19 protein-coding genes are annotated in these 24,096 nt (G+C 41.8%); 4 read left to right on the top strand and 15 right to left on the bottom strand.

Features of this window, described 5'->3' with window-relative positions; translation table 11 throughout:
• Nucleotides 1–554: 554 nt before the first annotated feature.
• The 8 genes from LZG71_RS16755 to LZG71_RS16720 form a co-directional block, all read right to left on the bottom strand.
• The gene (locus tag LZG71_RS16755) at nt 555–1,814 is read right to left on the bottom strand and encodes a hypothetical protein (protein WP_233822176.1); all 1,260 of its coding nucleotides are present in this window, start codon (nt 1,812–1,814) and stop codon (nt 555–557) included.
• Nucleotides 1,815–1,992: 178 nt separating this feature from the next.
• Complete coding sequence (locus LZG71_RS16750; RefSeq protein ID WP_233822174.1) at nt 1,993–2,583, bottom strand: hypothetical protein; 591 nt, start codon at nt 2,581–2,583, stop codon at nt 1,993–1,995.
• Between the two features lie 269 nt (nt 2,584–2,852).
• The gene (locus tag LZG71_RS16745; RefSeq protein ID WP_233822172.1) at nt 2,853–3,578 is read right to left on the bottom strand and encodes a hypothetical protein; all 726 of its coding nucleotides are present in this window, start codon (nt 3,576–3,578) and stop codon (nt 2,853–2,855) included.
• Between the two features lie 699 nt (nt 3,579–4,277).
• Nucleotides 4,278–4,748, bottom strand: coding sequence for a hypothetical protein (locus LZG71_RS16740; protein ID WP_233822170.1), 471 nt, complete (start codon nt 4,746–4,748; stop codon nt 4,278–4,280).
• Between the two features lie 21 nt (nt 4,749–4,769).
• Nucleotides 4,770–6,200, bottom strand: coding sequence for a hypothetical protein (locus tag LZG71_RS16735; RefSeq protein ID WP_233822168.1), 1,431 nt, complete (start codon nt 6,198–6,200; stop codon nt 4,770–4,772).
• The gene (locus tag LZG71_RS16730) at nt 6,197–6,832 is read right to left on the bottom strand and encodes a response regulator transcription factor (RefSeq protein WP_233822166.1); all 636 of its coding nucleotides are present in this window, start codon (nt 6,830–6,832) and stop codon (nt 6,197–6,199) included. The genes LZG71_RS16735 and LZG71_RS16730 overlap by 4 nt, the downstream gene beginning before the upstream one ends.
• A gap of 117 nt (nt 6,833–6,949) precedes the next feature.
• A complete protein-coding gene (locus LZG71_RS16725; protein WP_233822164.1) occupies nt 6,950–8,032 on the bottom strand; it encodes a sensor histidine kinase in 1,083 nt (360 codons plus the stop codon).
• 82 nt (nt 8,033–8,114) lie between these two features.
• Nucleotides 8,115–8,870: a hypothetical protein gene (locus LZG71_RS16720; protein ID WP_233822162.1), complete on the bottom strand. Its 756-nt coding sequence runs from the start codon at nt 8,868–8,870 to the stop codon at nt 8,115–8,117.
• Nucleotides 8,871–9,275: 405 nt separating this feature from the next.
• On the opposite strand from LZG71_RS16720, the gene LZG71_RS16715 reads away from it, so the two are divergent.
• Together LZG71_RS16715 and LZG71_RS16710 are read left to right on the top strand one after the other, a co-directional pair.
• Nucleotides 9,276–11,843, top strand: a complete 2,568-nt coding sequence (locus tag LZG71_RS16715) for a TonB-dependent receptor domain-containing protein (protein ID WP_233822161.1) — start codon at nt 9,276–9,278, stop codon at nt 11,841–11,843.
• A gap of 99 nt (nt 11,844–11,942) precedes the next feature.
• Nucleotides 11,943–12,659 (top strand): outer membrane lipoprotein-sorting protein, encoded by a 717-nt coding sequence (locus LZG71_RS16710; protein WP_233822159.1) that lies wholly within the window; start codon nt 11,943–11,945, stop codon nt 12,657–12,659.
• A 145-nt stretch (nt 12,660–12,804) separates the two neighbouring features.
• Here the strand turns inward: LZG71_RS16710 and LZG71_RS16705 are convergent, their stop codons facing one another.
• The 5 genes from LZG71_RS16705 to LZG71_RS16685 form a co-directional block, all read right to left on the bottom strand.
• A complete protein-coding gene (locus tag LZG71_RS16705; protein ID WP_233822157.1) occupies nt 12,805–13,842 on the bottom strand; it encodes a hypothetical protein in 1,038 nt (345 codons plus the stop codon).
• Nucleotides 13,839–14,516, bottom strand: coding sequence for a hypothetical protein (locus LZG71_RS16700; RefSeq protein WP_233822155.1), 678 nt, complete (start codon nt 14,514–14,516; stop codon nt 13,839–13,841). Before LZG71_RS16700 ends, LZG71_RS16705 begins: the two co-directional genes overlap by 4 nt.
• A complete protein-coding gene (locus LZG71_RS16695) occupies nt 14,491–15,015 on the bottom strand; it encodes a hypothetical protein (RefSeq protein WP_233822153.1) in 525 nt (174 codons plus the stop codon). The genes LZG71_RS16700 and LZG71_RS16695 overlap by 26 nt, the downstream gene beginning before the upstream one ends.
• A gap of 7 nt (nt 15,016–15,022) precedes the next feature.
• Nucleotides 15,023–15,874 (bottom strand): hypothetical protein, encoded by an 852-nt coding sequence (locus tag LZG71_RS16690; protein WP_233822151.1) that lies wholly within the window; start codon nt 15,872–15,874, stop codon nt 15,023–15,025.
• Between the two features lie 108 nt (nt 15,875–15,982).
• Nucleotides 15,983–16,390, bottom strand: coding sequence for a lipocalin family protein (locus tag LZG71_RS16685; protein WP_233822149.1), 408 nt, complete (start codon nt 16,388–16,390; stop codon nt 15,983–15,985).
• Nucleotides 16,391–16,533: 143 nt separating this feature from the next.
• Between LZG71_RS16685 and LZG71_RS16680 the strand changes: the two genes are divergently transcribed.
• Both LZG71_RS16680 and LZG71_RS16675 read left to right on the top strand, forming a co-directional pair.
• A complete protein-coding gene (locus LZG71_RS16680) occupies nt 16,534–17,244 on the top strand; it encodes a LytTR family DNA-binding domain-containing protein (RefSeq protein ID WP_233822147.1) in 711 nt (236 codons plus the stop codon).
• Between the two features lie 7 nt (nt 17,245–17,251).
• On the top strand, nt 17,252–19,279 hold the full coding sequence (locus tag LZG71_RS16675) for a tetratricopeptide repeat-containing sensor histidine kinase (RefSeq protein ID WP_233822145.1): 2,028 nt from the start codon (nt 17,252–17,254) through the stop codon (nt 19,277–19,279).
• A 297-nt stretch (nt 19,280–19,576) separates the two neighbouring features.
• On the opposite strand, the gene LZG71_RS16670 is transcribed toward LZG71_RS16675, so the two are convergent.
• Together LZG71_RS16670 and LZG71_RS16665 are read right to left on the bottom strand one after the other, a co-directional pair.
• Nucleotides 19,577–20,323 (bottom strand): ThuA domain-containing protein, encoded by a 747-nt coding sequence (locus tag LZG71_RS16670; protein ID WP_233822185.1) that lies wholly within the window; start codon nt 20,321–20,323, stop codon nt 19,577–19,579.
• A 274-nt stretch (nt 20,324–20,597) separates the two neighbouring features.
• Nucleotides 20,598–24,095, bottom strand: coding sequence for a PVC-type heme-binding CxxCH protein (locus LZG71_RS16665; RefSeq protein ID WP_409013636.1), 3,498 nt, complete (start codon nt 24,093–24,095; stop codon nt 20,598–20,600).
• Nucleotide 24,096: the final 1 nt, after the last annotated feature.

The raw sequence follows: 24,096 nt of genomic DNA, 5'->3' as shown, positions 1-24,096 counted from the left end.
AATCCAGTAGCTTTTGAAGCCTTGTATTACCAAAAAGCAGGATGAGATTTAAATTGTAATTATTTAACTAACCCGCAAAAAGTGTAAACCGAAAGTGAACCACGTCACTCACCTTCGATTTGACGACATTCCAAAGTCCGGAGTTATCCATACAATTTGATGAGTTTAAATCTATTAGCATTTGAAAATATCAAAGTTGTGGAAAGTACAGATCCAAAAGATCAGGACGACTACTGGAATTAGCATAGCCAGTCGGGTAGTGGATAATGACCGGATTCGCCAGCCTGTTAAACTTTCGAATTGAAATTCTTCTTCAATAATCTTATCGGCAGGTGAATATTCCTCAGTCAGTCCAATCGGAGAAGCTAATTTCTCACCGGCTGTGTGCACTTGTTTTCTGTATAAAGTTAGCAGATAATGACCTTCTCACCCATCAGAACCCAAATGAGAGAGAAGATTACTCCGGAGCCGATTAGGTTAGGAGTTATATTGCAACAGTACTTTCCTTTACAAAGCAAATACCGGGTAAGTAGAATGATAGCAAACAATCATGACTATCTGCCACGAATATCCTGGAATTTCATAGCGCTTTTTTGAAGGATCAATTTCTGTTGATTCTTGGATAGGCCATAAATTGCATTAGAGGAAACACAATTGGAAATTTCTTTCAATACAATTGGGATTCTTGTGAAGATCAACTGAACACCTGTATATGTGCCTATTACGCGCTGATTTTTTTTGTTAACAAAGAGTCGATAGCTCCCCATTCCACTTTCCATTGGTTCTAGTACCTCCTCATTATCTACACTGGTTGAATAAGTCCGAGAGAAAGCCAATACCTTACTACCCTCAATTTTTTCAATCTCTTTACCATAAGGAGCCTGAAAAATTAGAAACTCTTTTGAACCATGTGCGGCAGTTTTGTCGGTTGATCTTTCGTCTTTATCTTTTTCCCATTCAGACGCAAGCATAGTAACTGATGCCCAAACAGAATTTTTGTCATTCCTCAAAAAAACAACCAGGTTAATTTTAACCTTATTACCTCCAAATATCTCATCGCCTTCAATTTTTTCTGGCACAAACGTTGGAGTAGTTGTATTCTTTATTGTAAATGGAATGGATTGACATATTTTGGGTTCTGGATGCACAATTGGTATGCTTGATACTTCCTTATTTCCCCAATTTATGACGATCTTATCGCTACTATCTTTAGGGGTCAATCCATTATAACCAAGATTTAATACCCAGTGATAATGAGATGGTTGACTGAGAGCAAATGTCACGTCTTCTTTGAATCCATTTCTGTGAAGCATATATATCTTAACATCCTTCCCTCTGTCTAAATTATAACCAAAAAAATCTATCACGTCAGGTTTATTTTGAAGAATAAAGGCGGAGGGAATTACGCTACACATAGAGGGTACGAGATCCATCGGTTTTCCTCCAATCAATCTCATTTTAATTCTGACAAGATCAGCTATAATCCTGTCCCTAAGAAAATCTGAATTACATCTAAACTCAATACCGACCCTGCCCGGAAATCTATCAACCGTATTGACAATATCGTTCTTAACGACTTGTAATAATTCATCTTTGTTATCATCAATAATATCAGTTACCCTTATGGCCAGGTCATCCACTATTACAGCCCATCCATCCGAGCTCAATTGTAATTGTGCTATTGTATCATCCAGTGAAGCTGTGAGCACGCCAACAATCTTGGATGCTTCTGCGGCGGCCTTATCTACACACCCGATTGGTTTGAATAGATAAATAATGAAAATGATAGAATTAACTCTGTGCGTAATTTTCATGATTGCAAGTGTTTTTTGAATGAGTAATCTTCACCTGTCGAAATATTTTACCATTACTCTGCCTACATCAGATTATATTTTAGTCGTCAACATTGTCAGTTGGCTTTTAAGCATTTTGATAAATCTGTGCAAGGAGCATTAATTGGGGGAGTTGTGCCCAACACAACTCCCCCAATGATCAGACAAATTCCCAATCGTAAGTTAGTTCGTATATACCTCCATGACCCGCAATACGTAATGTTTTTTCCGCAGAATGATTACTTCCAGACCATGTAAACCCAGGGTGTGGTATTGAGACATTGACTATTTGGGTAAGAAAGAGATCATCTCTAACCCCAACAACTATCTTTTTTGAAATATGAGATAAAAGAGGGCCAATAACGAAATTGATAGCCGTACCTAATAATCCTCCAACAGTTGCTAAGCCTGCCTTAATTAACTCCTGAGCCTTTTCTGTTATTTGTTGCACTGCTTGGGTCGCACCACCTTCATCCTTTTCAATAAGGATTAATCCAATCGCAAACTCGTTGTTCATTTCACCTACCGGCGAAAACGTGTGAAATATTTTTGGAGGGCTAAATACTTTGACATCGCCATCATCAAAATGTGGGTAAATGGACGAGGGCAGTATCTCAGATGTATCTCCATTTGGCATCACGGAAAATCCACCTAGATAAATTTCGTCATTCCCGAATTTTTCTACCCATTTACCGTTGGTCTCATCGACGCACTTGACCCGGAGAATTCTAATTGAAAGTTTGGTTCCCATAATTTGAAAAGTTTAAGGATTTAAGATTTATTTAACTCTTCAAAGGTCACGAAATAACAGATCCTTGTAAATCACATATATTGATGATTTAAGTCACTTTAATTAAACTTTTGAGGTCTTAATGGAGTGTGTTTTAGACCATTTATATGTGTTTTGTGAGTACAAAAATGATCGTAGTGCTCAGAAGATAAGATACCATCAAGCCGGTGTATCATTGACTGAATTAACCAGAATTGGAGAACAGAGAAGATGTAGTTTTAACTTGGAGATTATCCTTTTATCAAATGTGCGGCCTTGGATAGATCAGCGTTGTTCTTCAAAAGTTCGAAGCAGGTATATATGTCCGCTGTGAATGCGTAACCCGAATTCTCAAATTGATAAAAGGATTCTTCTATCAAGGTTATTTGGGAAAACATCCAACTTATCAGAGCATTGCATTGGATATCATCCCAATTTTTGAATTTTCCTTTCCTTTTTGTCAGACTAAGGAATTGATCCTGAGTAAAATGTATCAGGTTTTTGAATCCGTAATTATCGAACGATAGCTCCCAACAAGAGGTTAACAAGTCCACATCGCCTAACGATTCAACAAGTGCAAAAAACTCCATTGGCCCGGAATAAGGCAGAAGCATGATATAGTCGCTCCAAAATTCCATCAGGAAATTTTCTACAACTGCCACTTCTTTTTCTTTCCAATGTTTAAAGTCTGCGTATTGGAGTTTGCCTATGATAAGAGCAAAATCGGGAGCATATTCATCCAAAACCATTAATTCCAGGATACGAGGTAGAAAGTGCTTAAAATCATCTACATCGCCCCAGGTAGTTATGGCTTTGGAGGTGTATTTCTGTAAATCGTGGCTGTTTAATTCACGAGGCGGTTTGCTTTGGATTAATGCTTGATCGGTATCATTAACGCAGCATGGGCAGGCATTTACAGTGCGTTTTAGAGGGTAAGGGGAGAAGGTTTTGTAGATGGTTTCTATTTGCTGTCTCATTTTGGGCGTTATGAGCTGACTAGCGTAAGAGCTTTATTCCTTTGTAGTTTCCAAACATGGAAGCCGAGATGAATAAATTATAGGGTACATTGATCAGATAAAATATATATACGGCTACCATTGGGTCGTAGGAAACTTGATTCAATATTGCTACCAATATTCCTACAAAGCATAAGCTAAATATAGTGGCGGTGAACCAAAAGTCGGGATTGAATCTTAATCGTGAATAATTGGTTTTTTTCTTAAAAAGAAAAGTAAGATTTATTAATGAATAAATAAATAATTCTCCTGTAAGGCCGTATAATCCAAGAAAATTATAATTTTTATATCCTTCAAGATTCAGAGAAACGTTAGCTTGAATCAAAGCAAATAGAATCACAATGAATATCGTGAAATACTTTATTGTTGGGCTTTTATACTGTTGCATAAGATAAAAATTTAACAAAGCAAAATCCAGTGGAATTATAATGTGATCTATAACCAAATTATTCTCTGCTAATATTGCCGATGCCGACGCTATTAATTGCGAAATGGCGGTCATGCAAAAGTCAATGGCAAGAAAAATATATTTTCCTTGCCATATTTTTATTGTTCTTAGAGTATACCACATTATAATTAAAGTGGCCAGATTAACCGACCACCCTGAAACGCGATACATTAATAGGGGAAGTTCGTCGAACATATCTTTTTAAGCCGTTGTTAACCACCATTCCCTTTTACTTGTCCTGTTGTAACATTTGCAGATGGGAAGGGCCCACCATTATCTCCTGTGGTATCAAATATCAATGGACCCATTCCAGGTATACCTGGAGGTCCAACATCGATGTTTAAAAATCCAGTGATTGGGGGAGGTGTGGAACCATCGGGTAGCGTTGGGAGCTGATATTCATGATATTTTACGCCATTGGGGCTGGCTGCATCATTGCTGTAGGGAACAATAACGATGTTTGAATTCGCAATGGAAATTTTTTGATCTTGGTTCTCTGAATCTGAAATCGTTGTTACATCTCCTATTGCTAAAAAGAAAAGTCCATCAGGTGGATTTTGAGCTGGAAATGTATCTTGAAACTGCGATAGTGCCTTTAACTGGCTAACGGAAAGATACATGTTTACAATTAAGCCAGATTTCTCTGCCTTTTCTACGGCCAATAATGTCGCTGATTTTGTCATATTATGCAGAAATTTTAAAGGTTATCGTACTCTATGTGTTGTAGCAAAAGGAGTCCCACTTTTTTTAATAATTTTAATTACACGGTATCTTTTATTTGCTATGACAGGCGTTGCTAATATTTCTGCATTTATTTCTCCATCCATTTGTATTAGTACAATTTCGGGTCGAATTATTGTTGTGCTGATATAAGGGGCGAAATACTGTGTGTTACTGTCTAAGGTAAATCTTTGCGCTGATTCAATTTGAGATAGATACCATTTATCCCCGAATTCTTTTTTATTTTTTAACTCACCTTCAAAATTTACTTTTTGGGAAACCCATGCTGCAGCTACTGGTTTTTTCTTATGCCTTACAAAATAGATTAGTTGGTTAAAGTCGCGTTCATTGATAATGTCTTCCAGTTGTAGTGTATCATTATGAATGTAGACATCACTTTTGGGTGTCACAGTAAGTTTTACAACTGGTATCGAGGCTTGGTCGTCCAACGTAGTTGTCAAATCAGGGAATTCAGAACCTTGAAAACCTGTTTTTTTTAAAAAAATACGATTAGTCTCGTTATAGTCTAATTTTTTTAGATGACTAACAAATTGCTTTGCTATGGATTTGGGGTCGTTGGAAAGGAGATTTTTGGATACTCGGGTCTCCATATATTCGTAGGTCTCGGAGTCTCGTGTTTTTGTATTCTGTATTTGTTCTCCATAATAAATACTGGTTCCTAGATACTGAAGATAATACTGTTCATACGTCATGAAATACTCGCTGCCGCTTCCTTGTGGCCAAGGGTTTTTCACATTTAATAAGTGCATATGATCCATTTCTTCGCTTTTTTTATAAAGCGGCGTTTGCATATTCGTTAATAAAACGACATGCTTTAATTCTTTTTCATTAACTGCAATACCCATGGCGTAGCTGTGAAGCACTGGCTTAGAATCGGAAAGTTTTGATTTTAGTTCAGATATGGATAACGGTTTATTGCTAATTCTACTCACGTCTTTTGTTATATGAGATGAAAGAACTGCTATAGTATTGATATCTGCAGATACGTTAGGATACGAACTGTCTAGGTACATGCAAGGTTTTGTCTCAGAGGCATGTAAAGTTTTTAAGGTGTCAAGATGTTTCCCATTTACAAAAGGAATACACCCGCAAACTGTTGCATATCCTATACTTTTTTTTGCCTTTTCAGTAATAAAATAACATTGATTTAAGCGGATAGAGTCCGGAGCCAGATATTTTGAAGCCATAGAAAGAGAAGCCGCCCAACAGGAAGTAGTCAACCATTGTCCTTCAACGGGAAAGTCATTTATTTTTGATTTAGAGGCTTGTTCATTTGTCGTGTCTTTTTTGATTTTCGAGCCTTCTAAGTCACACTCATAAAATTTCACGTGGTATAGAAAAAGCAGAAAAATAAACAGGCTTAGAAAGAGCAAACCAACCAACAACTTCCTCATATCAAATGCAGTTCAATCGCCTTCAGAATTGCTTCGGGGGCGGAGTTTACGTGTAGTTTTTCGTATATGTGTTTTACGTGTGTGCATACTGTGTTGATGCTGATAAAACACTTGTCGGCGATGAGTTTGTAGCTCATTCCTTTGATAAGGCAGCCAAGAATTTCTTTTTCCCTGGGCGTAAGGTCTATATAGTTTGGCTGTTCTTTTACAAATTGGCTTTGGAACATTTTCAGCACCTTTGCCGCAATAGCCGGGGATAAGTGTGAACCTCCCGCGTGCACTTCCTGTATTGCATTCATGTAATCGTCGGGTTTGCTGTTTTTAAGTATATATCCGGATGCTCCGGAACAAATGGCGGCGAAGATTTTGTCGTCGTCGTCATGTATTGTTTGCATGAGTATTTTGGTTTCAGGGTAGCTTTTTTTGATTAATTTGAGCGCCTCAATTCCTGATACATAGGGCATTTGAATATCCAGCAACACGACATCCGGCTTGTGTTTGCGCACCAGCGACACACTCTCACGGGCGTCCGCAAACGCTCCCAGTAACCACATCCCCTCCGATGCCGCAATGTACAAAGACAGGCTCTCCCTGAAATTTGCATTATCCTCAAACAACAATACCCTTATCATTTTCTGGCTATTAGCTGTTAGCGTTTGGCAATTGGCTTTTGCTGCTTGTTAGATGCTAACATGTTGATCATTCATTTCTGCATCAAAGTAAACGACCTTGCTGATCATTAAAAATCATTAATTCTGGTGATTTTGCATGTTTGTCCAAATCCTGATCGTCGTTCCTTTTCCTGGTTCTGACTCAACTTTTACCTTGGCCTCACCACCACGGGATCGGTGATTGTAGTTTTTTAAGCCGTTTCCTTCATAAGTAAGCACAGAGTCGAAACCAATACCGTTATCCTCAACTGATATTTCCAGCGCTCCCTCAATCTGCGCCATTTTGACCACCACCTGATTTGCCACCGAGTGCTTTGCCGCATTGTTTATTGCCTCTTTGAAAATCAGGTAAACGTCTCGCCGCTGATCAATGCTGAGGTCGAACTTCATATCGGGCACAGGATGAAAAGTAAGCGCTATATCCCTCGCCGCTAATATCTCCGCAGCAAAACTTTTCATCTTTTCAGCCAGTTTTTCAAAACTGTCGTAATCGGGATTCAACGCCCAAATCGTGTCGTTAATCAATGTTGCCGACTCCTGTGAATTTCTTGATATCTTTTCCAGCAAAGGATTCAACTCAGTTTCTGATCGGGTTATTTTTTTTCGCAGTAACTCCACAAAAAATGTGATACTGCTCAAATTCGCCCCGACTTCGTCATGAAGATCTGCTGCAATCCGCTGCCTTATTTCCTGAACTTTCATTCGCTGCCGGAAGTCGTATAGAAACCAGAAGTAAATGACAATAGACAGAAAGGAAACAATTACGATCACGACAAAAAGCCAGAACCACCATTTCTCCCAAAAATCTTCTTTGATCTCAAATGTTGCATTGTACTTACTGATCACCCGCTCACCACTGATTGTCCGTCCTTCAAAATGGTATTTACCGCCATTAAGATTGGTATAACGTGCAACAGGATACACCGATTGTTTCCATTCATCTTCCAAGTCATTTAGCCGAAACTGATATGTATATACGCTATCTGGTGATGCAGGAAACAGAAAAACAATTTCATGGTACTCGGAGTTGAGTACCAACTCACTTTTCAAAGAACGTTTTTCTCCATCGGCGTATACTTCCAGTTCCTGCGCATAACTCAGATGAGCACAGAAAATATAGGGAAACAAAAAAAGGAATAGGCGAAATCCATAATCACTCATTTTTGCTGATGAAGATTGTTAAAACTATATAACGATTATCGAGCACTTCCATCCAAGTGTTCCCGAAGATCGCACATAATAATTACTTTTTCAAAGATTCTAATTTCTTCTTCCCATCCTCATTTTTTGGATTCAATTGTACCGATTTTTCATAATTGGCAATGGCTAACTTTGTTTCGCCGGCCAATGCGTATGCCTCACCAAGGCTGTCATAGGTGTTCCAGGATTCCGGATTTAATTTTACGGTTACCACGAATATATCAATGGCTTCTTTTACACGATTTTCTTTCAGCAATTCATATCCCATTGCGTTTAAGACGTATTCCCGATTCGTTTGGGTAGGTTCATAAGTCTGGCCCGATATCCTGATCCGACTGGCAATCTTCCAGCTTTGGTTATCAAAAATTAGTACGGAATGGGTGTGAACCGGGGAAGGATTAAACTCGGAGCCGTTTTGAATCCACTTTTGTCGTTCGTCGGCTTCCACATATGCAAAATTTCCGGAAAGCCTGATGTGGACATTTTCGTAGGTTGACTTCACATAACCAGGGTACATCTGCTGGCTGTCTTTGGTGATCGCTGCCACCACGTTTGGCCATCCTATTTGCGTTTGGTATTCGAAACGGTCAATGATCGATCTGCTTGTAAGACTGTCCTGGATAAAATATGATTTCCATTTTTCGATATCATCTTTAAAAAATGCATCGGATGCTGAACTCAGAACTTCGATGATCGCGGCGTCGTGTTTTCCCTGAGCATTTAACTTGTTTGAGTAAACAAGTAGCGAGAAAAGCAAGCCAGTAAAGATTTGTATGGGAAACAAACGTGTTGGTTGCATAAGCTCACTATTTAGGTTAAGTTGGGTTAGAGTAGTATTTACGATCAGATGTTTTGCCGATACACTTTGTCCGGTTATCCAACTGATAGTAAGTCAAAGTTAAAGGTTAGTAACCCTAATTACAGTACCATAAACTACGCATTTGGGTAGGTAGATCTACCTGATTTTGAAATAGGTTACCGATTGTGCTGCTTTACTTCGTTTGCTCTTATGTTAACAGGTAAGTGTGAGGGATACTGTTGAGAAGTAGAGAAACCGAAGAGTGTAGGTTATCCTCCCCCAAAAAACTCATCCATCTCATAAAATCCCCGGTCCATCCTTTTTTATTACCCCTTCATCATAATTTGTTGTCGGAAGGGTGGTTTATCCTGCACATTTGTAGTGTAATTCGAAAATACCACGACCATGAATAAAATATTACTTCTGATTTTAATTTTTATTGGCGCTTCATTTTCTACTGTAGAGGCTCAATTTGGGGTTCCTGGCGCTGCTGCCAAGCCAAAAGCTTTACCGGGTACTGCCGGCGACCAAACTCCGAAAGGAACGTCTAAAATATCGGGTACGGTACTTGACTCAACTTCTGCAAAAGCGGTTGAATTTGCGAGTATAGCCCTTTACAATAAAAAAACGGGACAGGCCGTTGACGGGACTGTTGCAGATGAAAAAGGCAAGTTTGAGCTTACGAAAGTTCTTGAAGGCGAATACAAGTTATTGTTTTCCTTTATTGGTTACGGGAATAAAACCGTAGATAATATCACACTTGTAAAAGGCCAGCAATTGGATTTGGGTACGATCAAACTTTCTTCCAATACCAAAACGCTTGACGAGGTTACTGTAACGGGACAAGCCGCTTTGATAGAAGAAAAGGTGGACAGGCTGGTTTACAATGCAGAAAAAGACATTGCTGCCAAAGGTGGAGATGCTACGGATATTTTGCGGAAAGTTCCTTTGCTTACGGTGGATCTGGATGGAAATGTATCGCTGAGAGGCAGCCAGAACATCCGGGTTTTGATCAACAACAAACCAAGTACAATCATTGCCAGCAGTGTTGCGGACGCTCTGAAACAAATTCCTGCCGATCAGATTAAAACGGTGGAGGTTATTACGAGTCCGTCCGCCAAGTATGATGCGGAAGGTTCTGGTGGTATTATCAATATCATCACCAAGAAAAACAGTTTACAAGGTCTGAATCTGAACGTGGATGCCGGAGTTGGTAACCGTGGTTCTATGTTGTCATTGAATGGTGGTTACAGAAAAGGTAAGGCGGGCTTCACAATCGGAGGATTTGGACGTGGAATGTACAACACCATTACCAAAACAAACCTGGATCAAACCAGCACAATTAACGATGTGACAACGCTTACACGCCAGTCGGGAGACGGTAATAGCAAAGGACTTTTCGGGCAATACAACATCGGGTTTGATTATGATCTTGCCAAAAACCAAAGCATCACTGCCGGTGTACGTTACGGCGTACGAAATATGATCAGCGAGCAGGATCTGGTGACCAATATTTTTAGAAATAATGTAAGTGAGTCGGCATCTAACCGGTTCGTAGATGCAAAAAATCTTTCAGGAACGGTGGATGTCAATCTTGATTATCTGCGGACTTTTAAGCCGCAACAGGAATGGAGTATATCGACGCTTTATAGCCGCAACGGCCTGACTAACAATTTTGACGCCAATTTGATGAATGGCGGTGGCGAACTTACCAACCGTGAGAAAAACATCAACAAAAACGTCAACCAGGAATTTACTTTCCAAACTGATTACCAGACCCCAATTAAGAAAAATCAATTGCTTGAATTCGGTGGAAAAGGAATCTTCCGTGAAGTGAACAGTGATTTCAAGTTTCTGAAAGCGGGATCTACCGGCGAATTTGTTCCTGACGTTAACCAGGCAGCTGGTGAGCTGACTTATCATCAGAATATTGCCGCAGCATATACCTCTTATACCTACACGACTAAGAAACGCTACACATTGAAAGGGGGACTTCGTTACGAACATACTTTTATTGATGCAAGCAACAGAGAAGGCAACCTGGGAGTAGGTAATTATGGTGTGTTGGTGCCAAGTGTAAATGCTTCCAAGACGATTAAAGGAACAACGCTGAAACTTGGATACAACAGAAGGATACAGCGCCCCGGACTTGCACAGCTGAACCCGAACGTGAATACGGCCAATCCACAGAACATTACAGTTGGTAACCCTGAATTACGACCAGAACTAACAAATAACTTTGAATTGGGAGTTAGCAAGAACATTAAGAAAACCTACATCAACGCTACCTTCTTCGGACGGGCGACCAACAATGCCATTTCTCAGGTTCGTTCTCCGTCTGATACACTGGATGGAGCAATTGAAACCAAGTTTGAAAACGTTGGGAAACAACATGCTTATGGCGCCAATATTTTTGCCAACATAGCGGCAACTTCCAAAATTAGCGTGGGTCTGTTCAGTAATATTTTTTATTCTACATTGACCGGGCGGGCTATCGGTGAAAGCGGCCTGTCGGAAGAAATAACCAATGAGGGATGGAATGTAAGTGGTGGTGTTTTCTCGCAAGCTACTTTCAAAAATGGCTGGGGAGCGCAAGCATTTGGATTCCTGCAAGGTAACCAGGTGCAGCTGCAAGGTATGCAGGGCGGTTTCGGATTCTATACAGTCGGCATCAAAAAGGATTTCAAAAACAAGAAAGGGAGCATAGGATTAGCAGCTGAAAACTTCCTGAGCAAACGTTTTAACATCCATACCGAATTTGATTCCCGTGAATCGACTCTGAACTTTAACCAGGTTAGTGATGTGTATCTTTACAACCGTGGTATCCGTATGACATTTACCTACAAAATTGGTAAAATGACGATGGACGCTCCAAAGAGAAAAGCCAAAGGTGTAACAAATGATGACGTGAAGAGTGAAGGCGGACAGCAGTCGGGTCCTGCTCCTGCTGCTGGCGGAAGTCAGCCTCGTTAATCAAATATTAAAATTGCACGGAGTTTGGTTTCTAATTGATATTTTAGCCAAAATTAAATGCAAACTATACTAACTAATTTAACCAATAACTGATTAAAAATGAGAACGAACAAACTATTAGTTGCTGTTGTTGCTGCCATGATCTCTGTAAGCTCTTATGGGCAGACGGTCGACGAAATTGTAGACAAGCACGTTGCTGCTCTGGGCGGTATTGATAAAATAAATGGTGTCAAAACACTGGTTATAGACCGTTCTCTTGCTGTAAGCGGCATGGAAATTCCTAGCAAAACCTTGCTTGTGGTAGGTAAATCAGTACGCAGTGAGTCGACTGTAATGGGTAATTCGATGATCCAGGTTTTGGATGGTAAAACAGGCTGGATGATACGTCCGACGATGATGGGTGGAACCGGAGAAGCAGAAGATATGCCTGCTGATGTATTGAAACAGACTGAAGGGCAGCTGGATCCGTTTGGAGGATTGGTGAATTACAAAGAAAAAGGAAATACCGTTGAACTTGTTGGCACAGAAAAAGTAGACAAAAAAGATGCATTCCATTTGAAAGTGACCTCCAAAGACGGACAGGTTACGGACCAATGGGTAGATGCTCAAACGTACCTGATCAGCAAAATGAAAGTAGATATGGGTGGTCAGCAAGGTGAAATTTCAATGTCTGACTACAAAGACGTTGATGGGGTTAAATTCCCAAATACCATGGATATTTCAAGTCCACAGGGCGTAATCACTTTCGTAACAAGCAAAATAGTTGTGAACGGTACGATTGACGATACGATTTTCAAGAAGCCTGCAAAAAAATAAGCAGCTCGCCCCGATTTGCAAATCGGTGTTAGCAGACGTTACAAATCGCCTCGGGTTTTCACTCGGGGCGATTTTTTGTTGAGAGCAGTTGAGTTGGTTGTTTACGGATTTGCCGGATGACCGGCAGGCAAATCTGGGATGAAATCTAATCACAATCGATATATTCGTAAACATATTCTGCGCTATATGGCTTGCCCTGCACCGTTCCCATCAATTTGGCTTTTACAGGTATTCCTTTTTTGTTGAACTCATACTGAAATGCATAGCTTGCCAATTCCACACTGGCACCGCTTTCAACGGAAGTCTGTCTCATGTTGATGATGTTATTGGACGTGTTCCCATACTCACCACGGATCGTTTTTTGTTTTGGCCATCCTTTAAAAAATAGTTGTGGTGAGGTTTCCAAGGGTGCTATCTGATTATCATAATTCTGTTCTATAAATGAGGTCAGTTTTCCTGCGTTCCAGTATTCTGTACGGACGAGGCGATCCTGAGAGTCGTACTTATAAATAGTTGCGTCGCCCCCACTTTTACGCTGGACTATTTTCCCATCTGTTACAGTATAGTCGTCTTCTTCCGGCCCATTTCCAATCTGATAGGTAACTCTGCTTAGTTTTCCACCCGAATAGTAGTATCGCGAAGTGGAATTTCCCCCTCTTGTAGAATTAGTGAGCTCGGTTAATCTGGTGAGTTTGCCGCTTCCGTCGTATTCATAATTCACTGTTTTCGAGTAGGTGTACGATTCCGTCAGGCCTGTCCCTTTGTAATAATAATCAAAAATAGTGGTCGACATTTCTTCGGAAAGCCTGTCGCCGTTATATTTAAATTGTGAGGATAATGAGCTCGTTTCTGTTCTTTTCGGATCGTCGTCGGTAGCGTTCTGTTTTTCACCTTTCACAAATCCTTCACTGTCGTAATCGTAAATGCTGGTTGTTTTAACATTTTTTTCTCCACCCGTTGCGTCAATCATTTTTGACTCTTCCGTGCTACGGAACATTTGTCCCTGCGGATTGTATTCAATCACGGAATTGGATGTATAACTGGTGTAGCCTCCACCTGAGGAAATCAGGGATGCTTTCGAAAGCCGGCATGAAGTTTCGGGCGAAAGAACTGCATTTTCTTTTTTTGAACATCCGAACATAATAGTTGCGGTAATAAACAAAAATAGTGATGAGGTTTTCATGGTAAATGCCGTTTCAATGTTGTGACTGCTGTTCTATCAAATCTGGGATCGGCGCTGCTCGAATAAGTCGAACCATCTGCACGCTGATAACTGAAATGGAGGGTGATCGTTAATTCATCACCATGCCAATTTCCATCGTTGGCTTCGAGTGTTGAGAAATTTGGCAATACTCGTTTGCCTTCATCTTTGGGACGGAAATTGAAACGGAGTTTGTAAAAATCCTCCTTTTCTACCGATCCATAAATTTCGTATTGTTCGGTTCCAAGTCTGCTTTTTACGGTAGCCGTGCCGTCGAAACTTCTGGTATTCTTGTAGCTTCTTCGTTTCCATCTTCTGCCCGCTTTGGCTTCCCTTTCGTCTTCTGTAAGTGGTTCGTATATCTCAATGATTATTGTTTTTTCAATATTATCGGGGTCTTGGAAATCGCCTTTCCAGAGTCCTACGAGCAACTTTGCATTTTTGTCATTACTATATGCCCACGGTTTATTCCGAAGATCGGACCAGTAACTGTAATAGTATTTGCACTCGTAAACACCCCAGCTAAGCGCTAGACCAACGATCAGTATAATAAAACATCCTTTCGTTTTTTTAGCAGTGCTCATATTACTTTTTGGTATAAGATTTTCGACGCGATGCGGTTTGAGTGCCTCAAAGTTTTCGATAGAGGTAGTCAATCTCAATTTTTTTAGTTTCCTGATAATCGCCTAAGTTGACGTCGGCCACGAAAGTGATTATGAAAAATGTACCTAATGGCCCAGGGCCTAATGCTATTTTTCCCGAAAGCTGATCCTTTCCTGTAATCTCCTTAGCCACTTCTTTTGCTGCGGGTCCTAAGAGTGTGAGCACCCCTTCAAAAATGTTTTGCGGGTCTCCCTCAGATACTTTTAATTCCCAGTTTCCAGACATTTCAGACTTTCCGTCAGTGGATAAATACGAGCCGTCACTTTTGAAATCCCACACAATATTTACAGAATGATCTTTTGCCGCCCATTTAGATTCTATAATCCGGCCATCATTCAGTTCTTTTGTGAGCGTGTAGGATTCCAGCTTCCATTTGCCTAATAAGGATCCAAAATCATCCGGCTTCGGGTCTTCGCTTTTATCACTGCAACCAGCGCCCATGTTAAGAAAAACAATAGCGGAGAGGATCAAATAAGAAAGTAGCTTTTTCATGTTCGTTTTATTTACCTGCGTTATAAATACTCATTAAAAATGCTTTACTGATGCGCAATGCAGCTTTTTCGCAAAGATGCCCTTGCCCTTCCGGGGCGTCCACACCCTGATTTTTACTTGAACAGCCGACCGTCGAGCGGTTCTCTTCACAGATTCTCAGGACATTCCCGAGCTTGCAAGCGCCATTGTTTGACTCAATTTCTTCCAGTTCGTAGATCACATCTTTGTCCTTGAACGTATCTTTCATCCATTGCGCCACATTCATTTTGGCAGCGTTTCCATCGTCTTTGCTTGTGATATAAATAAGCGGTGGAGTAATGTGTACGAAACGGATGCCGGTAACCTGTGTACGCAAGTCATCAATCATCTTCTTGTAAGCCGTTTTTACTACCTCAATATTATTATCATTGATGTCTGCATAGCCAAATTTGAAAATTGCAATATTGACTACAGCTTTGTGTGCCAGAATGTTCTTTCTAAATTCTTCCATTTTACCCATCGGGTCGCCGTTTGAAGCACTAAATACATTTCCACTTAGTCCTTTTGGCGTAGATGAAAGATCGAAGTATTCAAATTTGTAGCCATTTGCTTCGGCGCCGTCCTCCAGATCACCACCGACGGACTGGTGCATGAAAATGCTATTCCAGCTTTTTATACGATCCTTTTCAGTTTTTGGCAAATTGTCCCAATCGGCAATCCCCGATAATCCGACTATCCCGGCTTGTCCTTTTCCAGGAATCTCTGTCCCGGTGTTTGGATCCGGGTCTGTATTGCCAGAATCTTTTGGATCAGGTTCAGTCCCGGAATTGGAGCAACTTAACGAAGCAAATACAAGTAAAAAGAAGAGAAGCTTTTTCATGACAAGTTGCATGTTGAGAGAGTTGAGAATTAAGACCGGCCCGATTGACTATTGAACATTAAAAATGTAGTGCAGACAATCAGCCAACAGGTAATAGCTCGCGGCTTTTCAAATTTTTTGATACGTTATCACATCTCCATATTCACTTTTCCATACCATTTTATTTCCTGAAAAAGTGATGGAATACGTGTGCCCGATTCCTTCTTTGCCGCCGATGAATAGCTTGTTGCCATCAAGTTTCCATTTCGTTTTGGAATAAAGCCTTTGCTGAATATTGACATAACTTTCGTCACAGGCTGACGCAGATGCATCTAGCCGGTAGTTGCCGTCATCCGTAATTCTATACACGATTCTGGCAGCACAAGGACGCTGCGTTAACAGTGCCGTGTGCGAGTCAAATGTTTTTCCCTCGAAAGTCGCCAGGTGAGAAATAAGCTTCCAGTTTCCAACCGGACTTTGCGCGGAAGATATTGAAATGGTAAAACTTGTAAGTAGTGCAAGAATCAGCGTTTTCATGACAAGAATCAGATTTGGTTCAACTAACTGTGTAAAGCTAGTTTTGAAAATATTATCGATTTAGCCCTAATCGCCGAACAGCATTTTAAATAGACGAACAACGGGTTTTGATTATATTTATGCTGTAAACGCAACTGGTAAAAATGGTTACACCGCTATATTCCTGTATAATCATCGACGATGATGAAATCGACCGCCTTACTACAATGGTTTTTGCCAGGAAGTATCCTTTTTTGAACATAATAGGTGTTTTTTCATCTGCAACAGAAGCGCTGGCAGCTGTTAAAAATGTACAGGTCGACGTCATGCTCAGTGACATTGACATGCCGGACTTGAACGGACTGGAATTTCGGGCCAAAATGATGAATATCTCCGTTTGTATTTTTATTTCGGCTTATCCCGATTATGCCGCTGAAAGTTTTGAGATGGAGGCTTTCGATTTTCTGGTGAAGCCCCTCAAACACGACCGGTTTGAACAAAGTATGAATCGACTTCAAAACTATTTTGAGCTAAAAAGAAAAGCGCAATTGTTTGAATACAGCTTGGGAAGCAACAATACGGTTTTTATCAAAGATGGGCATGAGCATATCAAGCTGAACTTACACGACATCGTATATCTGGAAGCCTTGAAAGATTACACCCGTATTGTTACCACTTCCAAAAAATATAGCGTCCTGGTTTCCATTGGCAACTTGCTCATGGAAACTGCCTTTCAATCCTTTTTAAGGATACACCGAAGTTATGCAGTTCAGCGCCATTATATTGATCGGATCACTTCTCAGGAGGTTTTCGTACAGGAATTTACGTTACCCATCGGGCGTAGTTACAAAGATGTTTTAGTGAATCTGAAATGACGTTTTCATGAAAATCCTGTTTCCGATTTTTCTGGTTCTGCTTTTTGTCACTTCTTCTTTTTCACAAAAGCAGGGGAAAGATTTGATTGATTCGTTGGTGAAAGAGATGCCGCACGTACAAAATGATTCATTGAAAGTCAGGTTGCTAAAAAGGATATCGGATGAATACTTCTTTGTAGATGTTGATCAGGCACTCAAATACAGTCGTATCGGCTTAAAACAGGCTACTAAAATAAACTGGCAAAGAGCAATTGGTGCTTTTAACCTGAACCTCGGCCGTGCATACGGTGATAAAGGTCAGTACGATTCCTGCATGCATTTTTATCGGAAAGTGTATCAGATTTATAAATCTACGGATGATAAAGTGAACATGGCCTCGGTGCTGAACAACATGGGAGCTGCTGAACAAAATCTTAAATCCGATTACACCAAAGCAGCAGGTTATTATTTTGAAGCCTTGAAAATAGGAGAGGCCCTCAAAGACGACAATCTCATAGCACTTGCCTACGACAACATTTCCCATATCTATTTTGCTCAGTCCAACTATCCAAAGGCTCTTGAATTTGGTTTTAAGTGTTTGAAACTGCGTAAAAAACAGGCTGAAAGTCAGTCAGAAAATTCTTTGCGGGATGTCGGAAATGCGCTGTCCAACATTGCAGGTATTTACACAGATATGAATCAGCCAGGCAACGCAAAAGTTTATTACAACAACGCAGTTCCAATGCTTGAAAAGTCTGGCGATCTGGAAGGATTGGCAAAGGCTTATTCGAATCTTTCCATCCTGTCCGGGAAAGATTTTGACGCGAAGCTCTACTATGCTTTGAAAGCTGAGACGCTCTGGAACGAGGTCAATCCCAGGCATTTATTGGCTGTTCACAATGTCGGAAGTTTAGGAATAGCTTTTCGGGAAATGGCACAGAATGACTCTATTCGGGTACAAGGATACTCCGGAAAGCAGCTCGCCAGTCTTGCTAAAACTTATCTGACAAAAGCGATTGCATTAAGCAAGCAAACGGGCGAGATCAGTTCAAGATCCCATTTCACGGGAGCATTGGCAGAGATCCAGGCGGAAACGGGTGACTATAAAAATGCCTATCATAATTTTCGGGCTTATCAGCGTGTTCAGGATTCACTATACTCGCAGGAAAGCAAAAATAAGATTGCTGGTTTGGAAGGCAAACGAGAACTAGAACTTCGGGACAAACAAATCAAAATCAACAAGTTAGAAATAGACGTACAAAAAAAGCAGAGGCTTTTCCTGATTGCAGGAATTGTGTTGGTGGCAGTTATCGGAGGTTTGTTATTTTGGCAAAACCAAAGCAGAAAGCGCACGAACATTCAGCTTTTACATTTGAATGCAGAACTTGACGAAGCAAATAAAATTAAGGCCCGCTTTTTTGCCATCCTTAGCCATGACTTACGAAGTCCGGTTTCAAACCTGATTAATTTTCTGCACTTGCAGAAGGAAGCACCCGAACTCATGTCTGGTGGCATTGCAGAATCGCACCAGAAACGCATTACCGAATCGGCAGAATTATTGCTGGAAAACATGGAGTCGATGCTGCTTTGGAGCAAAGGACAAATGCAGAATTTCAAACCCCAGGTTCGATCGATTGAAGTTTCAGGGCTATTTGAATACATCCAAAAATTCTTTGCCGGCACTTCAAACGTGACCTTTAGTTTTTCAAATCCTGAATCACTAACAGTCGTTACGGACGAAGATTATTTGAAAACGATTATGCAGAATCTTACGGCTAATGCTGTAAAAGCACTGAGGAAAACGCCCGAAGCAACAATTCTCTGGGAGGCAAAACGCAATGAGAAGGGCATCGTTTTATCTATAATCGACAACGGACCCGGAGCGTCGGAGCAGCAGTTAAGCGCATTGCGCAACGAAGGCGAGGCAATTGGAATTAAAACGGGGATGGGTTTGCATATCGTACGAGATCTGGCCAAGGCGATTTCTTGTCAGATTGTAGTAAGATCGGATCGGGAGTTTGGTATGGAGTTTCAGTTGAGATTTGCAGATGTTTGAGTAAGATTTATCCCGGCGTATTGATTGTCGATCTCAGCAAATATGTTTCATGCAGTCTCAGGATTATACGTTTCAGGAATTGGAAAGCCTAGCGGGGCGTGTCCGGATTTATTTTGAAAGTCTGACACATTCACGCCATAATGCGGCACAAACTTGCCATTTACATAAATACCTAACCGCCCCGATTTGCAATCGGAGCGGTTAGGGTTAAGCGTTTGTAACGCGCTTTACAGTAATACGTTACAAACGCTAATCAATCAGCACCTATTAAATACCGATGTTAACAAATGAAATCTATTACTTCACTCCCTTTCCTGTAGCAGCCCAGTAAATACCGCCATAAAGGTGATCCAGGAAGGTTTGATCAGAATATACCAATCCAATGTGTCCCATTCCCGTATAAAATGCCCTTCCGCCGTCATACTTGTGATACCATGCGATAGGATGAGAGCTTCCCATACCCGCCCCTTTATTGGTTTTTGGGTCATAAGATTTTTCATCCAATGTGATCAAAATATTCAGATCATTGGCAGCGGCTGGTTTTTGATACTCGTACCATTCGTCGGTCCAAAGCATACGTTTTGGAAAACGTTCCAAGCCTGGAAAATTGCTATTTACTACGTCCAGATAAGCTGTTTGCTGAGCAGGGTGAGTAAGGAACATCATCCCCACCAGCTTGTTGTACCAGGGCCAGTCGTATTCTGTGTCTGCGGCAGCGTGTACACCTACATAGCCCTTTCCACTCTGAATGTATTTTTCAAAAGCAGCCTGTTGTTCGTTATCAAGGATATCGCCGGTTGTATTCAGAAAGATAACCACGTCATAATTTTTCAGCGATTTCTCATTAAATACGGAAGCGTTTTCCTGCCAGTCTACACTGAAATTATGTCTTGCTGCAAGGTTCCGTACGCCAGCTACGCCTTCATGAATAGCGGTGTGATGAAACCCTGCCGTTTTGGTAAACAGCAACGCTTTAAATTGTTGAGCGTAACCGGAAGCAGCACTCAAAATAATCAGAGACAGGACAAATAATTTTTTAAGCATCATGAATTTTAATGGTCAAAATTTGGAAAAAGAAAATTGAAAACGGCATCTGACGATTCTGCCGTCATGCTAAGCTGTAAAGATCGGTTTCTATAAAATATACTTTCAGACAGCTCGGGATACGTATCGCAAACATAATTCAGCCCTGAATTCAGCTACGCCAGTGAATAGTATTCACCAGCATAAGCCAATTCCAGGGCTTCTTACTCTTAATTTTCGCCCACGACCCCGGTTAATTGTTGCCCGTGACCCCGGTTCATTCTTAATTTTCAATTCACCTCCCCATTACCAATCGGGTTTGCGCCGAGCCCGCCACTTCTTTTAGCTCAACTTTTAAACCACCATCCTTTACAACCTTTCGGTCTATTACAAGCACAATGGGCTGAATTCCCTGTGTGAACGAAGCAGTAATGTTGTTTCCGTTTATTTTCAGGAGTTTTGAACCCGCATAAGCTGTAATGCCACTGGCAGAATTAAGAGCAAATGATACATTACCACTGGTTAGTACTTCAACGTCAAATTTTACAATACTTAAAAGTTTGCCCGCGCCATTTTCCATCTCGGGTAACTCGTTGACTGGTAGATCCCCTGAAACTTTGCTGTAGACAGGATAACGGGTAATCGTAGCGCCTTTGCCAACGATTATTGGTCCATCCATGGTCATTTTTTTTGCAGTTGCTTTATCAGCGTCAATGGCTTCCCAGCGTCTCACGAAACGAGTATTGGGCACACGGAAATCTCCTGATTCGCCCAGTTTAGTAAGGAATCCAACGAGGTTCACGAATTCATCCCGGCTGAGGCTTGCGGTAAGACCAGGAGGCATCAGTGATCCAGGTACTTTTTCCATCAGCTCTACCTGACTTTTTGGGATCGACACTTCCTTGCCCGTTACGTCACGGATCACAATGTCCGACGCGCCGTCGCTAGCCAGATATCCCAGCATTTCAGATCCATCTTTTTTTACAACACGTTTCAGATCATAACCTTCCTTAATGGATGCACTAGGTTCGATCAACGAGCGGATAATGGTTTCAGCAGGCGAACTGGTTCCAAGACTGCTCAGATCGGGCCCGATGAGGCCACCCGCACCACCAATTGCGTGACAGGTGGTACAGCTCGACTCAGCCTTACGGAACAGTAGTTCGCCCTTGGCGGCGTCTCCTTTTTCTCTCGCCAGTTTAGCCAATCCCGCAATGTCCTGGTCACTCAGATTCTGAGGCATTTTTTCAGCAGGCAAAGCACCTCCCGAGGCTTCCAATGCTTTTTTCAAAGCGAGCACTTCGTCAAGATTCTGGCGCGTCCAACCCGCACGAGCCTGTACCAGCTGTCTTCCGATTTTAGCCGTTGCTTCCGGAATTTTTTTGGAAGATATAGCTTCTGCCAACGCTGCGCTTGCGGGGTTGCTGGGTATAAATGCCAGGAATATCTCGGAAACATCTGTATCGGCTGGCAGGGTACGCATCAGTTCTGTGCCAATGCGAGCACCTTCTGAGGGATTGAGTTGTGCAAGTTGTGCTGCTGCAATGACACGTACTTCCGGGGTATTTTTTGGCCCGGTCAGGTCAGTCATTAGTTTAACCGCCTTTTCTTTGTCAATCGCAGCAAGAGCTGTTAAAGCAGCTTTTTTGGTATTGGGTGTTCCATTTTGCACGAGTGCTGTTAAGCGATCGTTGAGTTGGTTAAGTTTCCAAAGTCCTGCCAAACGAATTGCACTCTGGCTTACTGCTTCATCGTCATTGCCGATAAATTCCGCTACGCGTTCCGGGTTTTTATCAGGTTTAACCTGTCGTTGAGCCGCGGCACTTTCCAGGGCTACGAGTTGTGCTCCTACATTTTTGTCTTTTTTCTGAATGGCAAGGTCGAGCAATGCATTCAAATCGGAGGTTTGACCAGTACGGGCAATGGCTGCCAGCACATCTTTCTGATATTCGTCCGGTACCTGCCCTTTTTGATAAAGCTGAATGAGTAACGCAACAGCATCTGTGCTCACAGCGGATTTTAGTGCATACGTAGTTTTTTTACTGTCACCCAAAAATTCAGGATTGGATTTCAGACGACTTATCCACATGGGTTCAAGCTCACGAACGGTTTGCCAAAGTGCAAAATCCAGGAATTCGTCCATCGGCTGATCCAGTGCGGTAAGTGCGGTACGGGCTGCTTCTGCGGATTTCAAGGTACGAAGTGCCATTACGGCTTCCAGGCGGACTTGCGGGTGAGTATCCGCAGCTGCTTTGGCAAGAATGGCCGGTACGTTGTTTATTTTATTATGCCAAAATGAAAGGGCACGCACAGCTGCCGCTCTTGCATTGTGGGTTTTTGCTGCTAAAAGCGTTTGCAGAAGCGGCTCGTTTACGGTTTCAAGCGTCTGATACGTCCAGAGTGCTTCAAGCAAATTGTGCTCGTAATTTTTATCATTTTTGTCAAGATCAGCCACCCATTTCTGTAAAGCAGGAATCACTTCTTTGGCACCACGGGCTTTCAATACCTGCTTGGTTTGTGCGCGCGTCCAGTCTTCCGGGAGCTTTAAGGTTTCCAAAAGCTCGGTTACGCTTGCTTTGGTCAGATTTGGCTTTTTAACCAACGGGCGGTTTTTGGCAACGATTTTCCAGATTCGGCCATGCTCCTGGTCGCGGCGTGGATCGTGGAAATCAACTTCGCCGTGTTGTATAATCGGGTTATACCAGTCGGCAACGTAAATGGCTCCGTCAGGACCAACCGTAATATCCACCGGACGAAAAGCCACATTATCGGTCCACATCAGATCTTCCATTTGTTTGGACGCATATCCGCTCCCTTGTTCTTCCAGTTTGAAACTGTTGATACGGTTTGCACGAAAATCGTTGGTGATCATTCTTCCCTGCCACGCTTCAGGTAAATGGCTTCCTGAAATCACATCCAGACCGCTGTGTTTTGGTTGTCCGGGATTAAGACCACGCATAATCCGGGCCGCACCGGGAGCTGTAACAAATGTAGCGCCAGGGAAACCATAGTTGATTCCTTCACCACCGGCACCGTCTGTCAGGAACGATTGTCCCCATCGGTCAAACTGCAAACCCCACGGATTTACCAGCCCTCTTGCATACACATTCATACCCAGATTCCTGGTATTGAGCTGCCACACACCGCCACCTTCCAGTCGTTTGATCCCAAAAGGAGTCTCCACGTGGCTGTAAATGTAAATGGACTGATTGAAGTACAAATGTCCCTCCGGTCCCCAACGGAAAGTGTGGATAAGGTGGTGCGTATCCGCCGTTCCAAAACCATTCAGAATCCTCCGCCTTTTATCTGCTTTTCCATCTCCGTCCGTATCCGAGAAATGTAAAATTTCCGTTGAGTTAGCCACATACACCCCGCCATCACCAGGTAATATACCTGTTGGTGTAAGCAATCCTTCGGCGAAAATCGTCGACTTGTCCGCCTTACCATCTCCATCTGTGTCTTCAATTACGAAGATTTTATCATTGGCTTCTTCACCGGTTTTCAAATGAGGATAGGCCGTGCTGCTCACCACCCATAATCGCCCCTGCTCGTCCCAATTCATTTGTATCGGCTTGGCAACAAGTGGTTCGGAAGCCCAGAGAGTCACTTCAAAACCTTCGGCTAACTTGAACGATTTAAGTTCTTTTTCAACATCCGGATCCGGATCTTCCTTATTTTCTTCCGGGTTCACAGAAGACGTCATCACCATGATGAGCGGCAGGAGAATAATGACGTATAAAAACTTGATTGCTTTCATATTGGTTGGAGCTATTAGCTGTCGGCAGTTAGCCATA

This window comes from Dyadobacter sp. CY312 (assembly GCF_021390535.1).
Lineage (GTDB): Bacteria > Bacteroidota > Bacteroidia > Cytophagales > Spirosomataceae > Dyadobacter.
This window is presented reverse-complemented; position numbering and strand designations above follow the sequence as displayed.

Bases quoted from the DNA above. Each gene is read 5' to 3' on its own strand.
- LZG71_RS16745 (WP_233822172.1), bottom strand. From the start codon at position 3,578: ATGAGACAGCAAATAGAAACCATCTACAAAACCTTCTCCCCTTACCCT.
- LZG71_RS16755 (WP_233822176.1), bottom strand. From the start codon at position 1,814: ATGAAAATTACGCACAGAGTTAATTCTATCATTTTCATTATTTATCTA.
- LZG71_RS16665 (WP_409013636.1), bottom strand. From the start codon at position 24,095: ATGGCTAACTGCCGACAGCTAATAGCTCCAACCAATATGAAAGCAATC.
- LZG71_RS16680 (WP_233822147.1), top strand. From the start codon at position 16,534: ATGGTTACACCGCTATATTCCTGTATAATCATCGACGATGATGAAATC.
- LZG71_RS16690 (WP_233822151.1), bottom strand. From the start codon at position 15,874: ATGAAAAAGCTTCTCTTCTTTTTACTTGTATTTGCTTCGTTAAGTTGC.
- LZG71_RS16685 (WP_233822149.1), bottom strand. From the start codon at position 16,390: ATGAAAACGCTGATTCTTGCACTACTTACAAGTTTTACCATTTCAATA.
- LZG71_RS16675 (WP_233822145.1), top strand. From the start codon at position 17,252: ATGAAAATCCTGTTTCCGATTTTTCTGGTTCTGCTTTTTGTCACTTCT.
- LZG71_RS16750 (WP_233822174.1), bottom strand. From the start codon at position 2,583: ATGGGAACCAAACTTTCAATTAGAATTCTCCGGGTCAAGTGCGTCGAT.
- LZG71_RS16730 (WP_233822166.1), bottom strand. From the start codon at position 6,832: ATGATAAGGGTATTGTTGTTTGAGGATAATGCAAATTTCAGGGAGAGC.
- LZG71_RS16720 (WP_233822162.1), bottom strand. From the start codon at position 8,870: ATGCAACCAACACGTTTGTTTCCCATACAAATCTTTACTGGCTTGCTT.
- LZG71_RS16670 (WP_233822185.1), bottom strand. From the start codon at position 20,323: ATGCTTAAAAAATTATTTGTCCTGTCTCTGATTATTTTGAGTGCTGCT.
- LZG71_RS16705 (WP_233822157.1), bottom strand. From the start codon at position 13,842: ATGAAAACCTCATCACTATTTTTGTTTATTACCGCAACTATTATGTTC.
- LZG71_RS16735 (WP_233822168.1), bottom strand. From the start codon at position 6,200: ATGAGGAAGTTGTTGGTTGGTTTGCTCTTTCTAAGCCTGTTTATTTTT.
- LZG71_RS16725 (WP_233822164.1), bottom strand. From the start codon at position 8,032: ATGAGTGATTATGGATTTCGCCTATTCCTTTTTTTGTTTCCCTATATT.
- LZG71_RS16710 (WP_233822159.1), top strand. From the start codon at position 11,943: ATGAGAACGAACAAACTATTAGTTGCTGTTGTTGCTGCCATGATCTCT.
- LZG71_RS16740 (WP_233822170.1), bottom strand. From the start codon at position 4,748: ATGACAAAATCAGCGACATTATTGGCCGTAGAAAAGGCAGAGAAATCT.
- LZG71_RS16715 (WP_233822161.1), top strand. From the start codon at position 9,276: ATGAATAAAATATTACTTCTGATTTTAATTTTTATTGGCGCTTCATTT.
- LZG71_RS16695 (WP_233822153.1), bottom strand. From the start codon at position 15,015: ATGAAAAAGCTACTTTCTTATTTGATCCTCTCCGCTATTGTTTTTCTT.